The 17,652-nt window shown below is 59.8% G+C and carries 19 protein-coding genes; 13 read left to right on the top strand and 6 right to left on the bottom strand.

Annotated features, from left to right (window positions below; genetic code table 11):
• Window positions 1-9 precede the first annotated feature (9 nt).
• The 7 genes from FHT93_RS12620 to FHT93_RS12590 all read left to right on the top strand — a co-directional run bounded on the left by FHT93_RS12620 (window position 10) and on the right by FHT93_RS12590 (window position 7,151).
• Window positions 10-1,062, top strand: a complete 1,053-nt coding sequence (locus FHT93_RS12620) for a PhoH family protein (protein ID WP_112541821.1) — start codon at window positions 10-12, stop codon at window positions 1,060-1,062.
• Entirely contained in the window at window positions 1,062-1,577 is a 516-nt protein-coding gene (gene ybeY / locus FHT93_RS12615) for an rRNA maturation RNase YbeY (RefSeq protein WP_112541822.1), read from the top strand. Before FHT93_RS12620 ends, ybeY begins: the two co-directional genes overlap by 1 nt.
• Entirely contained in the window at window positions 1,574-2,710 is a 1,137-nt protein-coding gene (locus FHT93_RS12610; protein WP_113146877.1) for a hemolysin family protein, read from the top strand. The genes ybeY and FHT93_RS12610 overlap by 4 nt, the downstream gene beginning before the upstream one ends.
• Before the next feature lie 133 nt (window positions 2,711-2,843).
• Complete coding sequence (gene lnt, locus FHT93_RS12605; RefSeq protein WP_113114721.1) at window positions 2,844-4,448, top strand: apolipoprotein N-acyltransferase; 1,605 nt, start codon at window positions 2,844-2,846, stop codon at window positions 4,446-4,448.
• Between the two features lie 153 nt (window positions 4,449-4,601).
• The gene (locus FHT93_RS12600; protein WP_112541825.1) at window positions 4,602-5,021 is read left to right on the top strand and encodes a helix-turn-helix domain-containing protein; all 420 of its coding nucleotides are present in this window, start codon (window positions 4,602-4,604) and stop codon (window positions 5,019-5,021) included.
• Between the two features lie 178 nt (window positions 5,022-5,199).
• On the top strand, window positions 5,200-6,453 hold the full coding sequence (gene metK / locus FHT93_RS12595; RefSeq protein ID WP_113013098.1) for a methionine adenosyltransferase: 1,254 nt from the start codon (window positions 5,200-5,202) through the stop codon (window positions 6,451-6,453).
• Entirely contained in the window at window positions 6,450-7,151 is a 702-nt protein-coding gene (locus tag FHT93_RS12590) for a tRNA (guanosine(46)-N(7))-methyltransferase TrmB (RefSeq protein WP_112970009.1), read from the top strand. Before metK ends, FHT93_RS12590 begins: the two co-directional genes overlap by 4 nt.
• A 178-nt stretch (window positions 7,152-7,329) precedes the next feature.
• Here FHT93_RS12590 and FHT93_RS12585 read toward each other — a convergent pair whose 3' ends face one another.
• Both FHT93_RS12585 and FHT93_RS12580 read right to left on the bottom strand, forming a co-directional pair.
• On the bottom strand, window positions 7,330-7,587 hold the full coding sequence (locus tag FHT93_RS12585) for a DUF1150 family protein (RefSeq protein WP_112541828.1): 258 nt from the start codon (window positions 7,585-7,587) through the stop codon (window positions 7,330-7,332).
• 47 nt (window positions 7,588-7,634) lie between these two features.
• Window positions 7,635-8,060, bottom strand: coding sequence for an Hsp20 family protein (locus FHT93_RS12580; RefSeq protein WP_112541829.1), 426 nt, complete (start codon window positions 8,058-8,060; stop codon window positions 7,635-7,637).
• A 263-nt stretch (window positions 8,061-8,323) separates the two neighbouring features.
• Between FHT93_RS12580 and FHT93_RS12575 the strand changes: the two genes are divergently transcribed.
• The gene (locus FHT93_RS12575) at window positions 8,324-9,268 is read left to right on the top strand and encodes a nucleoside hydrolase (RefSeq protein WP_113013099.1); all 945 of its coding nucleotides are present in this window, start codon (window positions 8,324-8,326) and stop codon (window positions 9,266-9,268) included.
• A 73-nt stretch (window positions 9,269-9,341) separates the two neighbouring features.
• On the opposite strand, the gene grpE is transcribed toward FHT93_RS12575, so the two are convergent.
• Together grpE and hrcA are read right to left on the bottom strand one after the other, a co-directional pair.
• Complete coding sequence (gene grpE, locus FHT93_RS12570; protein ID WP_112541831.1) at window positions 9,342-9,977, bottom strand: nucleotide exchange factor GrpE; 636 nt, start codon at window positions 9,975-9,977, stop codon at window positions 9,342-9,344.
• A 111-nt stretch (window positions 9,978-10,088) separates the two neighbouring features.
• Complete coding sequence (gene hrcA, locus FHT93_RS12565; protein ID WP_112970011.1) at window positions 10,089-11,177, bottom strand: heat-inducible transcriptional repressor HrcA; 1,089 nt, start codon at window positions 11,175-11,177, stop codon at window positions 10,089-10,091.
• Between the two features lie 177 nt (window positions 11,178-11,354).
• Between hrcA and rph the strand changes: the two genes are divergently transcribed.
• From rph to hemW, 4 genes are all read left to right on the top strand, one after another.
• Window positions 11,355-12,071 carry a ribonuclease PH gene (gene rph, locus FHT93_RS12560; protein ID WP_112541833.1) on the top strand — a complete coding sequence of 239 codons (717 nt, stop codon included), beginning with the start codon at window positions 11,355-11,357 and terminating at the stop codon, window positions 12,069-12,071.
• A gap of 74 nt (window positions 12,072-12,145) precedes the next feature.
• The gene (locus FHT93_RS12555; protein ID WP_183847844.1) at window positions 12,146-12,562 is read left to right on the top strand and encodes a VOC family protein; all 417 of its coding nucleotides are present in this window, start codon (window positions 12,146-12,148) and stop codon (window positions 12,560-12,562) included.
• A gap of 9 nt (window positions 12,563-12,571) precedes the next feature.
• On the top strand, window positions 12,572-13,216 hold the full coding sequence (gene rdgB / locus FHT93_RS12550; protein ID WP_112970013.1) for an RdgB/HAM1 family non-canonical purine NTP pyrophosphatase: 645 nt from the start codon (window positions 12,572-12,574) through the stop codon (window positions 13,214-13,216).
• A 14-nt stretch (window positions 13,217-13,230) separates the two neighbouring features.
• The gene (gene hemW / locus FHT93_RS12545) at window positions 13,231-14,427 is read left to right on the top strand and encodes a radical SAM family heme chaperone HemW (protein ID WP_183847842.1); all 1,197 of its coding nucleotides are present in this window, start codon (window positions 13,231-13,233) and stop codon (window positions 14,425-14,427) included.
• Between the two features lie 111 nt (window positions 14,428-14,538).
• Here hemW and FHT93_RS12540 read toward each other — a convergent pair whose 3' ends face one another.
• Window positions 14,539-15,459 (bottom strand): DMT family transporter, encoded by a 921-nt coding sequence (locus FHT93_RS12540; RefSeq protein ID WP_183847840.1) that lies wholly within the window; start codon window positions 15,457-15,459, stop codon window positions 14,539-14,541.
• A gap of 141 nt (window positions 15,460-15,600) precedes the next feature.
• Between FHT93_RS12540 and gcvA the strand changes: the two genes are divergently transcribed.
• Window positions 15,601-16,485 carry a transcriptional regulator GcvA gene (gene gcvA / locus FHT93_RS12535; RefSeq protein WP_183847838.1) on the top strand — a complete coding sequence of 295 codons (885 nt, stop codon included), beginning with the start codon at window positions 15,601-15,603 and terminating at the stop codon, window positions 16,483-16,485.
• Here gcvA and FHT93_RS12530 read toward each other — a convergent pair.
• Window positions 16,482-17,564: a saccharopine dehydrogenase C-terminal domain-containing protein gene (locus FHT93_RS12530; RefSeq protein ID WP_183847836.1), complete on the bottom strand. Its 1,083-nt coding sequence runs from the start codon at window positions 17,562-17,564 to the stop codon at window positions 16,482-16,484. The two genes, gcvA and FHT93_RS12530, sit on opposite strands and share 4 nt — an antisense overlap.
• Between the last annotated feature and the right edge of the window lie 88 nt (window positions 17,565-17,652).

Genomic DNA, 17,652 nt, shown 5'->3' with positions numbered 1-17,652 from the left:
CTCGACCGCTTGAACGGACAGGAATTGGTTTCTTCTTCACCGCGCCACCCACGCATTGCGAGCGACGCCAATCACTTCGTCCTGACGTTCGAGAACAACCGGTTCGCCAGCGAACTCTTCGGACAGTTCGATCAGAACCTGAAGCTTCTGGAACAGCGGCTCAATATCGATGCGCGAGCGCGAGGCAACTCCGTCGTGATCACCGGCGATGTGCTGGCCACCAATCAGGCGCGACGCACACTCGATTACCTCTATGAAAAACTCCAGAAAGGCGGCAGTGTGGAGCGTTCAGACGTTGAAGGGGCAATTCGCATGGCGGTTGCCGCCGACGACCAGCTCACGCTGCCGACGATGGAGAAAAAAGCCAAATTGACGATGGCGCAGATTTCGACGCGCAAAAAGACGATCATCGCGCGCACGCCGACACAGGATGCCTATATGCGGGCGCTCGAGCGCTCGGAGATGGTGTTCGGCGTCGGCCCAGCCGGTACCGGCAAAACCTATCTCGCCGTCGCCCAGGCCGCCCAGCTTCTGGAACGCGGCGCGGTCGAAAAGATCATCCTTTCGAGACCGGCCGTCGAAGCCGGTGAACGTCTGGGCTTCCTGCCTGGCGATATGAAGGAAAAGGTCGATCCCTATCTGCGCCCGCTTTATGACGCACTCTACGACATGATCCCGGGTGACAAGGTCGAGCGGGCGATCACTGCCGGCGTCATCGAAATCGCGCCGCTCGCCTTCATGCGTGGCCGAACGCTTGCCAATGCCGCCATCATCCTCGACGAGGCACAGAATACCACCTCGATGCAGATGAAGATGTTCCTGACGCGTCTCGGCGAAAACTCCCGCATGATCATCACCGGCGACCCGAGCCAGATCGACCTGCCGCGCGGCGTCAAATCCGGCCTCGTGGAAGCCCTTCATCTGTTGAACGATGTCGAGGGTATCTCGATCACGCGGTTCAAGGATGTCGACGTCGTTCGCCATCCGCTCGTCGGTCGCATCGTCAAGGCCTATGACGCGACCTATACTGCGGCAAACGAAGAGGCCAGCCGGCAGGACTGATGGCCGAGCTCGACATACAGATCAGCATCGAGGACACGGGCTGGCCCGCCGAAGATGTATTGCATGCCCTTGCCGAACGCGTGTTGGGCGCGGCTGTCACTTATCTGAGGGAAGAGGAAAAACAACCCTTCCCGAAGATGCCGCCGGAAGTTTCGCTCGTCTTCACCGACGATGCCTCCATCCAGGACATCAATGCGGAATGGCGCGGCAAGGACAAGCCGACCAACGTGCTGTCGTTTCCGGCTTTCCCGGTCAAACCCGGCAAAATGCCGGGCCCGATGCTCGGCGATATCATCATCGCCCTGGAAACGGTGGAGCGCGAAGCGCAAGAGCTCGAAAAGAGCTTTGACGATCATCTGACCCACCTTATGGTGCATGGTTTCTTGCATCTGCTCGGCTACGACCATATGAATAATGACGAAGCCGAAATTATGGAGGGGCTGGAGACTCGCATTTTGGCAGTACTCGGCCTATCTGACCCCTACGAGGGTCAAGACCTTAAAATGGAACCATGAGCGACTTTTCAACGAAGCCGGCGTCAGACGCCAAGGACTCCGACCAATCCTCCTCTTCCGACGAGGGTGGAAGTAGTCGACACCGACCGCAATCCTTCTGGTCACGCGCCGCGCGCATCTTGAGACCACAACAGGGCTCGCGTCTGCGCGAAGATATTGCCGACGCGCTGATGACCGACCCGGCTGCAGCGGACGCGTTTTCGCCCGACGAACGGGCAATGCTCCACAATATCCTGCGCTTCCGTGAGGTGCGCGTTGCCGACGTCATGGTGCCGCGTGCCGATATCGAGGCGGTCGACCAGAACATCACGATCGGCGAACTGATGATCCTCTTCGAGGAAAGCGGCCGCTCGCGCATGCCGGTTTATGCCGAAACGCTCGATGACCCGCGCGGCATGGTGCATATCCGCGACCTTCTTTCCTATGTCGCCAAGCAGGCGCGTAACAAGCGCCGCGGCGGCACGAAGCCGGCGGCGGGCGCGCCGACGATCGAAGTCTCTCTGGAGAACCTCCAGAAGGTGGCGCGCTCGGCCAAGCCGAATTTCGATCTCGGACGCGTCGACCTGCAGAAGACGCTCGCCGAAACGGGCATTATCAGACAGATCCTTTTCGTGCCGCCTTCCATGCTGGCATCCGATCTCCTGCGTCGCATGCAGGTGAACCGCACACAGATGGCGCTGGTCATCGACGAATATGGCGGCACGGACGGCCTTGCCTCGCATGAAGACATCGTCGAGATGGTGATCGGCGATATCGATGACGAGCATGACGATGAAGAAGTCATGTTCAAACGTGTTTCGGAAGACATGTTCGTTGCCGATGCCCGCGTCGAGCTCGAGGAGATTGCCGAGGCCATCGGGCCGGATTTCGACATCAGCGAGCAGATTGATGAAGTCGATACGCTGGGCGGCCTGATCTTCTCCGCACTGGGGCGCATCCCCGTGCGTGGAGAAGTCGTCCAGGCCTTGCCGGATTTCGAATTCCACATCCTCGACGCGGATCCGCGGCGCATCAAGCGGGTGCGCATCACCCGCAAGCGCCAGGCAATCCGCCGTCGCGCCAAGGCAGATGGTGACGGACCGTCCATCGGCGAGGGCAACGACGACCGGCCTGCGGAATCGACTGCAAACTGACGTTTTCCAAGAGCGTAGCGTCAGGCCTTCCGAAAGCGGATTCCGATTTTCAGTCCGATCCTGCAAGACGACAAGCGCGCGCTTTTTTGAAAGACTGCGATTGGATTGATTCGCGGCTTTGATGGGAGTGCGCATGGAGCGGCTTGCGGACAGGATTATCCTCGTCTGGGGGTTCAAACGGTCATTGCTTGCGATCGCCGCCGGCGCCTTCGGTGTCCTGGCGCTGCCTCCGATCGGCTTCTTCGCCGCGATGTTCGTCTCCTTCACGCTGCTCGTCTGGCTGATCGACGGGGCGGCCGCCTCTCCCGAAAGCAGACTTGCCGGCAGGCTCTGGCCGGCATTCGCCACGGGCTGGCTGTTCGGCTTCGGCTATTTCGTTGCCGGGCTCTGGTGGCTCGGGCATGCCCTGCTGATCGATTCAGATGAATTTGCCTGGGCGTTGCCGCTCGCGATACTCGGGCTTCCGGCCTGTCTTGCCGTCTTCTACGGCTTGGCCGCGGCTCTTGCGCGTATCTTCTGGTCCGACGGCATGGGGCGGATTGCAGCACTTGCTGCCAGCTTCGGCTTGCTTGAGTGGGTGCGCAGCTTCATCTTCACAGGTTTTCCGTGGAACGCCATCGGATATGCCATGATGCCGATGCCTATCATGATGCAGTCGGCGCATGTGATCGGCACCATGGGGGTCACCGCTCTCTCGGTCTTCGTCTTTGCTGCCCCTGCCCTCATCGGAACCCGACAGGGAGCGAAACTCGGCGTCAGCCTCGCGGCGATCCTCTTTGCAGTGCATCTCGGTTATGGCGCCTACATTCTCTATCTCGCGCCGAAACCCGAAGCATTACCCGAGGACAAACGGCCCGTGGTGCGCCTCGTGCAGCCGGCAATCGACCAGACGGCCAAGATGGACAGCGATGCGGATCGCGAGGCTATCTTCGAGACCCATCTCAAGCTCTCAAGTGAGCCTCCCAAGGACGGTGGCAAGAAGCCCGACATCATCGTCTGGCCGGAAACTTCGATCCCCTTCATCCTCACGGACAACCAGGATGCATTGACCCGGATTGCCGACACGCTCGATGACGACCAGATCCTGATCGCGGGCGCTGTCCGCGCTGAAGAACTCGGCCCCGGCTATCCTACCCGCTACTATAATTCGATCTATGTGATCGACGGGCGGGGGCAGATCGTCGCCGCCTCCGACAAGGTGCATCTCGTTCCTTTCGGTGAATATCTTCCCTTCGAAGAGATGCTCAACGAACTCGGCATCCAGAATGTGGTGGAGATGCCGGGCGGCTTTTCGGCAGCCGCCAGCCGTCATCTGCTCGAACTTCCGAGCGGGCTGAAATTCTATCCGCTCGTCTGCTACGAGATCATCTTCCCGGACGAAATGACCGGCGACATCGGTCAAGCGAACGCTATTCTCAACATCACGAACGACAGCTGGTTCGGCTCGACGCCGGGTCCTTACCAGCATTTTCAGCAGGCACGCGTACGGGCGGTCGAGACCGGTCTGCCGCTGATTCGCGATGCGAATAGCGGAATTTCGGCGGTTGTAGACGCACGCGGCGAAATCGTTGCAGGTCTTAAATTGGACGAGATGGGCTTTATTGATGCAACTCTCGATGGATTGCAAAAAAACACTGGAAGCCCATATCCCCGCCAAACGTACTTCTGGTTGACTGAAACGTTACTGATGGCCATTGCGCTAATTTCACGCAGGGGTTTTATTTCCAGGTTGAATTGACCAAAAACCCCTAAAATTGCATAGTGGTCGCAATCGGCGTTAGTAACGTATGCTTCAAGGTGGGTTATCGCGACTTGCAACGTGGCGTTACGGAATGAGGTCAGGGCATGCCGGTTAGAACAGGGTTGAATTTTTCTTTGCTAGGGCACGACCATGATTGAAAATAAGAAGAAGCCGAATCCTATCGACATCCATGTCGGTAGCCGCATTCGACTTCGCCGTACCATGTTAGGCATGAGCCAGGAGAAGCTCGGCGAAAGCCTCGGCATCACCTTTCAGCAAATCCAGAAATACGAGAAGGGCACCAACCGCGTTGGCGCCAGCCGCCTGCAGAACATTTCGAGCATCCTCAACGTTCCGGTTTCCTTCTTCTTCGAAGACGCTCCCGGTGAACATTCCGGTGCCTTGACCGGTATGGCGGAAACCTCGAGCTCGAACTATGTCGTGGATTTCCTCTCCTCTTCGGAAGGACTCCAGCTCAACCGCGCATTTGTGAAGATCACCGATCCCAAGGTTCGTCGCAAAGTCGTCGAACTGGTGAAGGCACTTGCGGCGGAAGCCGATTCCGACTGAGCGTCTCCACGCTCGGAAAGCTTAAGGCGGCTCAAAAGGCCGCCTTTTTGCGTTTTTGGGGCAAAATTTGTCATTTCGCCGCAGATATAAAGATATATTTATGTCCTTCTGTGCTTGTCATCAGAGCACGAAGTGAGTACCTACTAGACCGCTTTTATTCTTTGAGGGGAATCCCGGAATGCGCGCGAACTATTTCTTTACCAGCGAATCTGTTGCCGAAGGTCACCCGGACAAGGTGTGTGACCGCATCTCCGACGAGATCGTCGATCTGGTCTACCGCGAAGCGGCAAAGACCGGCATCAATCCGTGGGGCGTGCGCATTGCCTGTGAAACTCTGGCGACCACCAACCGCGTCGTTATCGCCGGTGAAGTTCGCCTGCCGCCGAGCCTGATGAAGAAGGACAAGGACGGCAACGACGTCATCAATCCGTCGAAGTTCAAGGCTGCGGCCCGTCGCGCCATCAAGGACATCGGCTACGAGCAGGACGGCTTCCACTGGAAGAAGGCCAAGATCGACGTGCTCCTGCATTCGCAGTCGGCCGACATTGCCCAGGGCGTGGACAGCGCCGCCGACCAGCAGGGCGATGAAGGTGCCGGCGACCAGGGCATCATGTTCGGCTACGCCTGCAAGGAAACGCCTGACCTCATGCCGGCGCCGATCTACTATTCCCACAAGATCCTGCAGCTGCTTGCTGCCGCGCGCAAGAAGGGCGAAGGCGAAGTTGCCAAGCTCGGCCCCGATGCCAAGAGCCAGGTGACCGTGCGCTATGTCGACGGCAAGCCGGCAGAAGCCACTTCGATCGTTCTTTCCACCCAGCATCTCGATGACAGCTGGGACTCGCAGAAGGTTCGCAGCGTCGTCGAGCCCTATATCCGCGAAGCCCTCGGCGACCTGAAGATCGCCGACGATTGCAAGTGGTACATCAACCCCACCGGCAAGTTCGTCATCGGCGGCCCTGACGGTGACGCCGGCCTCACCGGCCGCAAGATCATCGTCGACACCTACGGCGGTGCGGCTCCCCACGGCGGTGGCGCATTCTCCGGCAAGGACACGACCAAGGTCGACCGTTCGGCTGCCTATGCAGCCCGCTATCTCGCCAAGAACGTCGTTGCCGCCGGTCTCGCCGACCGCTGCACGATACAGCTCTCCTACGCCATCGGCGTCGCGCAGCCGCTGTCGATCTATGTCGACCTGCATGGCACCGGCAAGGGCGTTTCCGAGGATCAGGTCGAAGCGGCGATCCGCCAGAACATGGACCTGTCGCCGTCGGGCATCCGCCGTCACCTTGACCTCAACAAGCCGATCTATGCGAAGACGTCGGCTTACGGTCACTTCGGCCGCAAGGCCGGTCGCGACGGCTCGTTCTCCTGGGAGCGCACGGACCTCGTGAAGGCGCTCAAGGAAGCCGTCAAGACCAAGGCTGCTGCATGACGGACATGGAACGCCGGGGTCGGGCGACCGAAGCCTTTTTCGGTCGCCGCAAGGGAAAGGCTCTGCGCGAGCAGCAGGCCGAAAGGCTCTCTACCCTGCTCCCGGCATTCATCGTCGATCTCTCGGCGGCTCCACCGGAGCCGCTGAAAGCGCTTTTCCCCGATGGGGTCGAAAGATTGCGGCTGGAGATCGGCTTCGGCGGTGGCGAACATTTGATCCACCGCGCGCTGGAAACGCCTTCGACGGGCTTTATCGGCGTCGAGCCCTTCATCAATTCCATGCAGAAGCTGCTTGCACGCGTCGATGAGACCGGTGCCCGCAACGTGCGCGTCTACAACGACGACGCCACACAGCTCCTCGACTGGCTTCCCGATCATTGCCTCGACCAGATCGACCTGCTCTATCCGGACCCCTGGCCGAAACGGAAACACTGGAAGCGGCGCTTCGTCTCCAAGACCAATCTCGACCGTTTTCATCGCGTGCTGAAGCCGGGCGGGCTGTTCTGCTTCGCGTCCGACATTGACACCTATGTGAACTGGACGCTCCTGAAATGCCGCGACCATGGCGGCTTCGAATGGATGGCGCAGAATGCGGCTGACTGGCTGACGCCCTATGAGGGCTGGCCGAGCACCCGCTATGAAGCCAAGGCCCGTCGTGAGGGCCGCTCTTCGGCCTATCTCACCTTCAAGCGCGTCTAACCCGACTAGACGGATCAATTTCGACGGCGTTGCCGCTGAGTGGAATTTTTCGAGAATAGGGAAATGCTGCAAAGCAGCTAGCGTGTGGGCAAGGGACTGACGTCAGTCCCTTGCATCGCCCATTACGATCTTCACACATGCATTCGTCGGCCAGCCGTGCTCGGCGGGCCGGTTTCGATCAATGCAGGCTGACCGTTTTCAGTTCGTCTTCAGCTGCCTTGAAGAAGGTGCTGGAGCGATTATCGGTCAGCAGGATCGGCGTACCATCGGCGCCAAACAATGCCCAGAGATCAACGCTCGGATCGATATCCGGAGCCTCGGGGAAGCATTTGGAGACCTCTTCATTGCGAATTTTGCGGATATAGGCGACCTCGCCATTGCCGATACCGGCAAGTTCAGACTTGGTCAGACGCGACGTGGCTTCTTTCATCAACATTCCTGTTCCTCCGAGAGAAGGGACCAACGGTTCAACAAACCGTTGTGCTACTGTGAAACCGAAATGTTAATTTTCTTGACCATACGCGCCGGTTCCGGGCGAATTAGATCAACCGAAAGCAGGCCGTTCTTAAGGATTGCGCCCAAGACCTGCATGCCATCGGCGAGAACGAAGGTGCGCTGGAACTGTCTGGCGGCAATGCCGCGATAGAGGTAATCGCGCTCGCCCTGATCGACCTGGCGGCCGCGGATCAGAAGCTGGTTTTCCTCAATTGACACATCAAGCTCTTCTTCGCTGAAACCGGCGACTGCAAGCGTGATGCGAAGCCGCTCGGGCGCGTCGTGACCGGCGGCGATGCGTTCGATATTATAGGGCGGATAACCGTCGCTGGCCTTGGAAATCCGCTCGAGCGTCTTTTCCATGGCATCGAAGCCCAAAAGCAGCGGGCTGGCGAAAGGGGTAATGCGGCTCATCTTCCAAAGTCCTTGATGCAAGCGACCTTCCCGGACCTCACATGCAGCATCCGGGTACCGCTAATATGGGGACGACGCTTGCCTGCTGCAAGGCATGATGGCCGCCGGCCGGGCCTCCCGCATTTTGATCGCTTCCTTGACAAAGGGCGCAGCGCCCCGCATCAAAACATGCCCCGGCGCGCTGTGTTGATTTGCGACGGGAGCGTAAAGACAATGAAAAGGTGCATGCCAGGCGTCGCGCACCAGAGGATGGAACGATTCGGATGGCAGAACCGAGAAAAATCATTATCGACACCGACCCCGGCCAGGACGATGCCGCCGCGATCATGCTGGCCTTCGGCAGCCGGGAAGAGCTTGAGGTGTTGGGCATCACCACCGTCGCCGGCAATGTGCCGTTGTCGTTCACCAGCCGCAATGCGCGTATCATCTGCGAATTGTGCGAGCGGACCGATATCAAGGTCTTTGCCGGCGCCGACCGACCGATCGCCCGCAAGCTCGTCACCGCCGAGCACGTGCATGGCAAGACAGGCCTCGATGGCCCGACGCTTCCAGAGCCCACGATGCCGCTGCAGGCGCAGCATTCGGTCGACTTCATCATCGAAACGCTGCGACGCGAGCCGGAAGGCACCGTCACGCTCTGTACGCTCGGTCCGCTGACCAATATCGGCCTGGCCTTCCAGAAGGCGCCGGATATCGTCCCGCGCATCCGCGAACTCGTCATGATGGGCGGCGGCTTCTTCGAAGGCGGCAACATCACGCCGGCTGCTGAATTCAACATCTATGTCGATCCGGAAGCCGCCGATATCGTGTTCCGCTCGGGCGTGCCGGTCGTCATGATGCCGCTCGATGTGACGCACCAGTTGCTGACCCGCAAGGACCGGGTGAAGCGCATGGCCGATATCGGCACCGCGCCTGCCAAGGCGATGGTCGAGATGCTGGAATTCTTCGAGCGCTTCGACATCGAAAAATACGGCTCGGACGGCGGTCCGCTGCATGATCCGACGACCGTCGCCTATCTGCTGAAACCGGACCTCTTCAAGGGCAGGGACTGCAATGTCGAGATCGAAGTCACATCCGAACTGACGGTCGGCATGACCGTCGTCGACTGGTGGCATGTGACCGACCGAAAGCGTAATGCAAAGGTCATGCGCTACGTGGATTCCGACGGTTTCTTCGATCTGCTGATCGAGCGTTTCGGGCGCATCTAGTTCGCAAGGGTGATACAAAAACCAAAAAGGCCGCTGACGCGGCCTTTTTCAATTGTCAGGCATTCTTGCTGTCTCAGGCGTCCTTCTCGTCCAGCACCGAGTTGGCCTCGGCTTCGACGAGTTTCGGACCACCCTTGGCGACGCCGACCATGGCCGGGCGCAAGACGCGTTCACCAATGCTGAAACCGGCCTGTACGACCTGTACCACCGTATTGTTCGGCACTTCGGTATTCGGCACTTCGAACATCGCCTGATGGAAGTTCGGGTCGAACTTCTGGCCGACCGGCTCCAGCTTGCGAACGCCGTGGCGCTCGAGAGCCGACAGCATGGAGCGCTCGGTCATCTCGACACCTTCGATCAATGTCATCAGGCCAGCGTCGGCGGCAGCCCTGGCTTCCGGCGGAATGGCATCGATCGCACGGCGCAGATTGTCCGAGACGGCCAGCATGTCGCGGGCGAAGCCTGCGACGGAATAGGACTTGGCGTCCTTAACCTCGCGCTCCGTGCGGCGGCGCAGATTATCCATTTCGGCAGCGAGCCGCAGGTAGCGGTCGCGCAGTTCCGTATTCTCGGCCTTCAGAAGCTCAAGCGCATCTGGTTCGCCTGCGGCTGCTTCCTTCACGGCTTCATTCTCGACGTTTGCGGCGGCGTCGGCTGTGGCTTCCGCCGCAGCCGCGTCAGGTCCGTTCTTCGTCGTTTCATCAGTCATGACGGTCTCCGGTTCGTGTATTCTCAGATGCGCCCGATATCGATGTTTGGCCGGAAAAAATCAAGTCTGCGTTACGAAGAAGCTAAAATTCCGCCTGTTTTGCGCAAGGGATCAGAGAGATCCGCGCGAAAGGCGCGACACGAGCTGCGCCGTATAGTCCACCATCGGCACGATGCGGGAATAATTGAGCCGCGTGGGACCGATCACTCCTACCGCGCCAACGATGCGGTCGTCGTCATCGCGATAGGGCGCCACAATGAGCGAGGAGCCGGAAAGTGAGAAAAGCTTGTTTTCCGAACCGATGAAGATGCGTACGCCCGGCCCGCTTTCGGCAAGGTTCAGGAGCTCGATCAAGCTGTCCTTCTTCTCCAGATCATCGAAGAGCAGGCGCAGCCGGTCGAGGTCTTCCGCGCCGCCTACGCCTTCCAGCAGGTTTGCTCGGCCGCGGATGATGAGCTGTGCCGGCTTGGTCTCGTCCGAGTTGCCGGCCCACACGGCGACGCCGCGCTCCACGAGGTCGCGCGACAGTGCGTCGAGCTCATGGCGAACTTCATCTTTCAGCCGGCTCAATTGCAAGCGCAATTCCGGCAGCGTCTGCCCGGTCATGTGTGCATTGAGGAAATTGGCAGCCTCGGTGAGCTGCGACGAGGTAACACCTGCGGGCAGTTCTATAATGCGGTTTTCGACCTGATCGTGATCACCGACAAGAACAGCCAGCGCCTTGGTAGGTTCCAGGCGGATGAACTCGACATGTTTCAGAACCGGGTCGCTCTTTGAGGTGATGACAAGGCCGGCGCCGCGCGAAATGCCCGAGAGCATGCGACTCGCCTCATTCATCATCGATTCCACCGGATTGTCGCGGCTTCCGGCCCGCACCTGGCGGTCGATGCTGGCACGTTCTTCTGCCGAGAGGTCACCGACCTGCATGAAGGCATCGACAAAGAAGCGCAGCCCGATCTGGGTCGGCAGGCGCCCGGCGCTGACATGCGGCGAATAGATCAGACCAAGCTCTTCCAGATCGCTCATGACATTGCGAACGGAGGCAGGCGACAGAGACATCGGCAGAAGACGCGAAAGATTGCGGGAGCCGAGCGGCTCGCCGTGCTCCAGATAGCCTTCGACGATGCGCCGGAAGATTTCCTTCGATCGTTCATCCAGCGCAGCCACGGCATCCGAAATTGATGTCGACCTGTAGCTCATGAACTTTTCGCACCCGCACTGAATGATATCAGGGAAATATAGCCAATCTGCCCCCCGTGGCAAAAGGGAATTTGCAAATGCACGCAGCCAATCGTAGAAGCGGGCGACGATACAATGCATGCACAGACATTGCCTGAAAGCGCTCACGTTTTCGGCATCATGTTTCAGGAGAAGAGAATGCGGCCTTCAGGCAGAAAAACCGACCAGATGCGCAAGGTCTCCTTCGAGCGCAATTTTTCCAAGCATGCGGAAGGCTCCTGCCTGGTGAAGTTCGGCGATACGCACGTACTCTGTACGGCGAGCCTGGAAGACAAGACGCCGCCGTGGCTGCGCAACACCGGCAAGGGCTGGGTCACAGCCGAGTATGGCATGCTGCCGCGCGCGACAGGCGAGCGAATGAAGCGCGAAGCCGCAGCCGGCAAACAGGGCGGCCGCACGCAGGAAATCCAGCGCCTGATCGGCCGCTCGCTGCGTGCCGTGGTCGATCTTACTGCCCTCGGCGAGCGGCAGATCACGCTCGACTGCGACGTCATCCAGGCCGACGGCGGCACGCGCACGGCCTCGATCACCGGCGGCTGGATTGCGCTTTACGATTGCCTGCGCTGGATGGAAACCCGCAACATGATCAAGGCCGACCGCGTGCTGAAGGACCATGTCGCGGCGATCTCCTGCGGCATCTTCGCCAACCAGCCGGTCATCGACCTAGACTATCTCGAGGATTCCTCGGCCGAGACCGACGCCAATTTCGTCATGACGGGCGCCGGCGGCATCGTCGAGATCCAAGGCACGGCGGAAGGCACGCCTTTCAGCGAAGAGGAGTTCTCCTCGCTGATGGGTCTCGCCAAGGCGGGCATTGCCGGGCTGGTGGACCTGCAGAAGCAAGCCATCGCCTGAGGCTATCATTCAAGCCTCGCCAGTGAATTTCCTCGTCCCTGCTTACGGGGGCAAGGCCTCAAAAGGGGCGGGCAATGGCACAACCCATCGAAGGCGTTCTTGAAACTGCGCTCTACGCAACCGATCTCGATGCGACAGAAGCCTTTTACGAGGATGTGCTGGGCCTTGAGAAGATCGCACGGTCTGGCAACCGTCATGTGTTCTTCCGCTGCGGACCGGGCGTGCTCCTGATCTTCAACCCGGAGGAAACGGTGAAGCCGCCTGCACCGGACAGCCTGCAGGTTCCGCCGCATGGCACTATCGGAAGGGGCCATGCCTGCTTCACGGTTTCGGGAGACAATCTCGATGCGATGGTGCAAAAGCTGAAAGCTGCCGGCATCGGCATCGAATCCGAGGTTCAATGGCCGCAGGGCGGCCGATCGATTTATTTCCGCGACCCTTCAGGCAATAGCCTGGAATGCGCGGAGGCCAAAATCTGGGGCATGGGGTAAGGATATTTTATGCGTAAGCTCGAAACCAAAACTATTGTCGTCGCCAGCCACAACCAGGGCAAGATCCGCGAGATCCAGGATCTGATCGGGCCGCTCGGCTTCACCGCCAAATCGGCCGCCGAACTCAATTTCATCGAACCCGAGGAAACCGGGACGACCTTCGAGGAAAATGCCACGATCAAGGCACTTGCCTCGGCTCAAGCCTCCGGAATGCCGGCGCTTTCCGACGATTCCGGCCTCGTCGTCGATGCGCTTGGCGGCGATCCCGGCGTCTACACCGCCGACTGGGCGGAGACCGGCAACGGCACCCGCGATTTCTTCATGGCCATGGAGAAGGTCGAGAAGGCATTGGAAAAGGCCGGCGCCACCAAGCCCGAGCAGCGCTCTGCCCGTTTTGTCAGCGTGCTCTGCCTTGCATGGCCGGATGGTCACACGGAGCTTTTCCGCGGCGAAGTGGAAGGCAAAGTCGTCTGGCCCCCGCGCGGGACGCAAGGTTTCGGCTATGATCCGATCTTCCAGCCCGAGGACTACGATGTGACCTTCGGCGAGATGAGCGCGGAAGAAAAACACGGCTGGAACATCGGCAAGCCGCAGGCTCTCTCGCATCGCGCCCGCGCCTTCAAGCTCTTCGTCGAAACCTGCCTGGAAGCATAGGCCGAGCCTTGAACATGATCGAACCGTCTGCGCTGACGCGCGATGCAAAGCTTCTGCCCGATACCGGCGAGCCCGGTTTCGGGGTCTATGTGCATTGGCCTTTCTGCGCGGCGAAGTGCCCCTATTGCGATTTCAACAGCCATGTCCGGCATCAGCCGGTCGATCAGGAGCGCTATGTCGCCGCTTTCCTGAAAGAGATCACCAATGCCCGCCTGATGAGCGGGCCGAAGACGGTAACCAGCATCTTCCTCGGAGGCGGCACGCCGTCGCTGATGAAGCCGGAAACAGTCGATGCGATCCTCGACGGCATTGCGCGGCACTGGAATGTGCCTGACGGTATCGAGATCACGATGGAGGCCAATCCTTCCAGCGTCGAAGCAGACCGTTTCCGTGGCTACCGCGCCGCCGGTGTGAACCGCGTCTCGCTCGGTGTACAGGCCCTGAATGATCGCGACCTCAAATTCCTTGGGCGGCTGCATGACGTCGCTGATGCGCTGAAGGCGATCAGGCTCGCGCGTGACATCTTCCCGCGCATGTCTTTCGACCTGATCTATGCGCGGCCGAACCAGACGGTCGAGGAGTGGGATCGCGAGCTCAAGGAAGCCATTTCCTATGCCGTGGACCATCTCTCGCTGTATCAGCTCACGATCGAGGAAGGCACGCCCTTCTACGGGCTGCATAAGGCTGGAAAGCTGATCGTGCCGGATGGGGACCAGTCCGCTGCTCTCTATGAAGCCACGCAGGAGATCACCGAGCGCGAAGGATTGCCGGCCTATGAAGTATCCAATCATGCCCGGCCGGGTGCGGAGAGCCGCCATAACCTCACCTACTGGCGCTATGGCGACTATGCCGGCATCGGCCCTGGCGCGCATGGTCGCCTGTCGCGGGGCGGAGAGAAGGTCGCAACCGCTACGGAGCGCAAGCCTGAAGCCTGGCTGGACCTCGTCGAACGCGACGGCCATGGTATCACCGAGCACGAGCGCCTCGGTTTCGATGAGCAGGCCGATGAATTGCTGCTGATGGGACTGCGCCTGAAGGAAGGTGTCGATCTTGCCCGCTGGCAGCAGCTTTCCGGCCGCGATCCCGATCCGAAACGGGAGGAATTTTTACTGGAACACGGCTTCATTGAGCGGATCGGCAATTCCCGCCTGCGCTGCACGCCGGCAGGCATGCTGATCCTTGATTCCGTCGTGGCGGACCTCGCCTGCTAGAGCATTCCCCTTGTTCTTCGAAACAAGGCTAAGCTCTATCTCCCTTGCTTCACTCAGTTCCGGGCGCAAACCTGCCGCTCACACTTTTTCCTGAACCGCTTCAGGTCCGCCTCAAGCAGCCCGTCTCCTTGCAAAATTGACGAGCCTTCCATCGATTGCGGCAAGGCCGAGCGCGATCAAAGCCATGCCCACCAGATGTTTGAGCTGCAACTGCTCACCGAGTGCTGCGGCGCCAAGCAGGATCGCGCTGACGGGGATCAGGAAGGTCACCAGCATCAGATTGGTGGCACCTGCCGTTGCCAGTATGCGGAAGAACAGCACATAGGCCACGGCCGTCGAGAGGATCGCAAGACCTGATAGCGCCAGCCAGGTCTCGACGGAGGGCATGGCGAGCGTCCAGGGCTGGTCCACAATCAGCGCGATCGGCAGCATCAGAACGGTGGATGCCGTCACCTGCCCGGCGGCCGGAATAAGCGGCGCAAGGCCCATCCGGCGGAATCGCCGTCCCCAGATGCCGGCCAGCGAATAGGAGAAGGCAGCACCGAGAACTGCGAGTTGGGCAAGCACGTTCGAGCCGAGATCCTTCAACGCGTCAAAGCCGATCATGTAAGCAACGCCTGCAAAGCCGACGATCACGCCGAACAGACGGTTTGCCGTCAGCTTTTCATCCGCCGTCAGGACATGAGCAACGAGTACGGCAAAGAGTGGTGTCGTGGCGTTGAGGATTGAGGCAAGACCGCTCGCAATATGTGTCTGGCCCCAGACGATGAGACAGAAGGGAATCATATTGTTGAGAAGCCCCATGCCGAAAAAGGCGATCCAGCTCTGCCTGTCACGCGGCATGGTATGACCCATGGCGCGCACGATCAGATTAAGCGCGATGGCGGCAAGCAGGACACGACCGGTCACGATTGTGAACGGCGGCAGCGCCTTGACGAGAATGCCGTTAAAGAAGAAGGAGCCACCCCAGAGAAGCGACAGCACGATCAGCATGGCCCATTCTGCGGCTCCCATGGTCTTCTGGATGGACATGACAATCTCCTCGCCGAGTTCTGCTAAAGTGTTTCCTCCGGCTCACCTGCGTGGATTTGCCAGATCTACCGGTTTTTATTAGTATTCCTTATCGCCTGACAAACGAGCATTTCTGCTCGCATGATTGAGCTGAGCTAAAGCATGACAGATCCTTTGCCGTCATTGTCGGCCCTGCGCGCCTTTGAGGCCACGGCGCGTCATCTGAGCATGACGCAGGCGGCGCGCGAGCTGCACGTCACGCCTGGCGCTGTCAGCCTGCAGGTCCGCGATCTCGAAGCCTCGCTTGGCGTATCGCTGTTCGAGCGGCGTACACGGCAGATTCTGTTGACGCCGGAAGGCCGGGACTATTTCGCGACATTGCGCACGGCCTTCCAGCTCGTGCGGGAAGCGACGGCATCACTGACGGCACGGCGGCGGGGCAATGCGCTGGCGCTGACCTGTACGGCAGGTTTTGCAACACATTGGCTTTTGCCGCGCCTGCAGCGCTTCGAGGACATGCATCCTGATATCGATGTCCGCATCAGTGCGTCCCATCGCATGTTCGATTTCGAGCGCGATGGGATCGATCTCGCCATCCGCCACGGGCTTGGCGGTTATGAGGGATTGATCAGCGAGCGGCTGGTGGATGACGAACTGGTGCCGGTCTGCACGCCGGCGATCGCTGCAATCCTCGGCGAAAATCCCTCGCCCGATCAGCTTTCGGCATACCAGCTCATCCACGACGTCTACCGCCGCGACTGGCAGCTCTGGCTGGCCGCGGCGGGCGCCACCAAGGTAGATGCCTCCCGCGGCCCGATCTTCAGCGACGGCAATGGCGCCTTCGATGCGATGAAATCAGGCTTCGGCGTGGCGCTGATGCGCCGCTCCTTCATTGAGAAGGAACTTGCCGAGGGAAGGCTCATCGCGCCGTTTCCACTGGGGCTGACAAGCAAACTTGCCTACCATCTCGTCTATCCAGGCACAGCGCTGGAACGGCCGGCGGTTGCGGCGTTCCGGCGCTGGTTGCTTTCAGAAGCGAAAACCTAATCGCGGCTGGTAGCACCTGCCTTGAAAAGGCTGCCGGTCGGCGTCTTCAGGAACATCTCGAGCGGAATATGCTCCTGATGCAGGAAGCCGCTCGCCGGCAGCAGACCGTCGCGGACCATTTCGATGACGGCAACCACCGAGGCCGACGTCGTCCAGGCGATCGCGGTACGCCGGGCTCCTGCAATCTCGATCGGATAATAGGCGCGGACAAATTCCTTCCGACGCAAGGAGCCGTTGATCGTGCCTTCGGCCGCGACATGGACGTAGACGACGTCGTCATCGACAGGCGGCTTGGCGTTGGTCAAGATTTCGCCGGCGAGCTGGCGCTTCTCACGCATCAGAAGCTCATGGAAGAAGAAGTTCATCAGCTCCATATGGCCGGGATAACGCATCGTCTTGTAATCGAGGTTATCGACCTTGCCGAGCATGGTATCGCACATGGTCCCGAGGCCGCCCGAGGTGGTGAAAGCCTCCAGCTTGACGCCGCCGACATAGATCGTTTCGTGCCATTCCATCGGCGAGACGAGCTTGCGCACCCCGCCCTCGATGACTTCGCAATCGTTCAGGTATTCATTGACCACGCCTTCCGGCGACCAGTTGAAGGCATAGCCCAGAAGTCCGATCGGGTGCTGCGGCAGGGCGCCGACACGCATGCGGATCGAGCGGCAGCGATCAAAGCCATCGGCAAGGCTTGAGCCGACGATACCGACGAAGCCCGGCGCCAGACCGCATTGCGGCGCCATCAGGCCGCGGGCGGTCTTGGATAGTTCGATAATGAAATTGGTGGTCGGCACATCCTCGGTCAGATCGAAGTAGTGGATGCCGGCGAGATGGGCCGCCCGTGCCAGCTCGATGTTCAGATGATACGGCAGGCAGGACAGCACCGCCTCGACGCTCGACAGCAGTTCTCCGATGACGGAGACGTCGGTGATATCGCCAGCCCGGCATTGGAAGGGCAATTCGCCCGTGGGCAGTTGTGCATCGACACCGACAACCTCAAAGCCACCCTCATGCAAAAGCGTTGCCGCCAGCCGCCCGACCTTGCCAAGGCCGATCACGGCAATCCGTTCAAAACTCATTGATGTCCTCCCGAATGCCGACGTTCGTCACCGGCGCATTTTTCTCACTTGCGGGTGTATAGAATAAAATGCTCATAAAAGAAAACAG

This window comes from Rhizobium sp. BK379, from assembly GCF_014193955.1.
In the GTDB taxonomy this organism is placed as follows: domain Bacteria; phylum Pseudomonadota; class Alphaproteobacteria; order Rhizobiales; family Rhizobiaceae; genus Rhizobium.
This window is presented reverse-complemented; position numbering and strand designations above follow the sequence as displayed.

What these genes read in the sequence shown, in the direction of transcription:
- ybeY (WP_112541822.1), top strand. Translation starts at nt 1,062, where the DNA reads ATGGCCGAGCTCGACATACAGATCAGCATCGAGGACACGGGCTGGCCC.
- FHT93_RS12610 (WP_113146877.1), top strand. Translation starts at nt 1,574, where the DNA reads ATGAGCGACTTTTCAACGAAGCCGGCGTCAGACGCCAAGGACTCCGAC.
- lnt (WP_113114721.1), top strand. Translation starts at nt 2,844, where the DNA reads ATGGAGCGGCTTGCGGACAGGATTATCCTCGTCTGGGGGTTCAAACGG.
- FHT93_RS12600 (WP_112541825.1), top strand. Translation starts at nt 4,602, where the DNA reads ATGATTGAAAATAAGAAGAAGCCGAATCCTATCGACATCCATGTCGGT.
- metK (WP_113013098.1), top strand. Translation starts at nt 5,200, where the DNA reads ATGCGCGCGAACTATTTCTTTACCAGCGAATCTGTTGCCGAAGGTCAC.
- FHT93_RS12590 (WP_112970009.1), top strand. Translation starts at nt 6,450, where the DNA reads ATGACGGACATGGAACGCCGGGGTCGGGCGACCGAAGCCTTTTTCGGT.
- FHT93_RS12585 (WP_112541828.1), bottom strand. Translation starts at nt 7,587, where the DNA reads ATGTTGATGAAAGAAGCCACGTCGCGTCTGACCAAGTCTGAACTTGCC.
- FHT93_RS12580 (WP_112541829.1), bottom strand. Translation starts at nt 8,060, where the DNA reads ATGAGCCGCATTACCCCTTTCGCCAGCCCGCTGCTTTTGGGCTTCGAT.
- FHT93_RS12575 (WP_113013099.1), top strand. Translation starts at nt 8,324, where the DNA reads ATGGCAGAACCGAGAAAAATCATTATCGACACCGACCCCGGCCAGGAC.
- grpE (WP_112541831.1), bottom strand. Translation starts at nt 9,977, where the DNA reads ATGACTGATGAAACGACGAAGAACGGACCTGACGCGGCTGCGGCGGAA.
- hrcA (WP_112970011.1), bottom strand. Translation starts at nt 11,177, where the DNA reads ATGAGCTACAGGTCGACATCAATTTCGGATGCCGTGGCTGCGCTGGAT.
- rph (WP_112541833.1), top strand. Translation starts at nt 11,355, where the DNA reads ATGCGGCCTTCAGGCAGAAAAACCGACCAGATGCGCAAGGTCTCCTTC.
- FHT93_RS12555 (WP_183847844.1), top strand. Translation starts at nt 12,146, where the DNA reads ATGGCACAACCCATCGAAGGCGTTCTTGAAACTGCGCTCTACGCAACC.
- rdgB (WP_112970013.1), top strand. Translation starts at nt 12,572, where the DNA reads ATGCGTAAGCTCGAAACCAAAACTATTGTCGTCGCCAGCCACAACCAG.
- hemW (WP_183847842.1), top strand. Translation starts at nt 13,231, where the DNA reads ATGATCGAACCGTCTGCGCTGACGCGCGATGCAAAGCTTCTGCCCGAT.
- FHT93_RS12540 (WP_183847840.1), bottom strand. Translation starts at nt 15,459, where the DNA reads ATGTCCATCCAGAAGACCATGGGAGCCGCAGAATGGGCCATGCTGATC.
- gcvA (WP_183847838.1), top strand. Translation starts at nt 15,601, where the DNA reads ATGACAGATCCTTTGCCGTCATTGTCGGCCCTGCGCGCCTTTGAGGCC.
- FHT93_RS12530 (WP_183847836.1), bottom strand. Translation starts at nt 17,564, where the DNA reads ATGAGTTTTGAACGGATTGCCGTGATCGGCCTTGGCAAGGTCGGGCGG.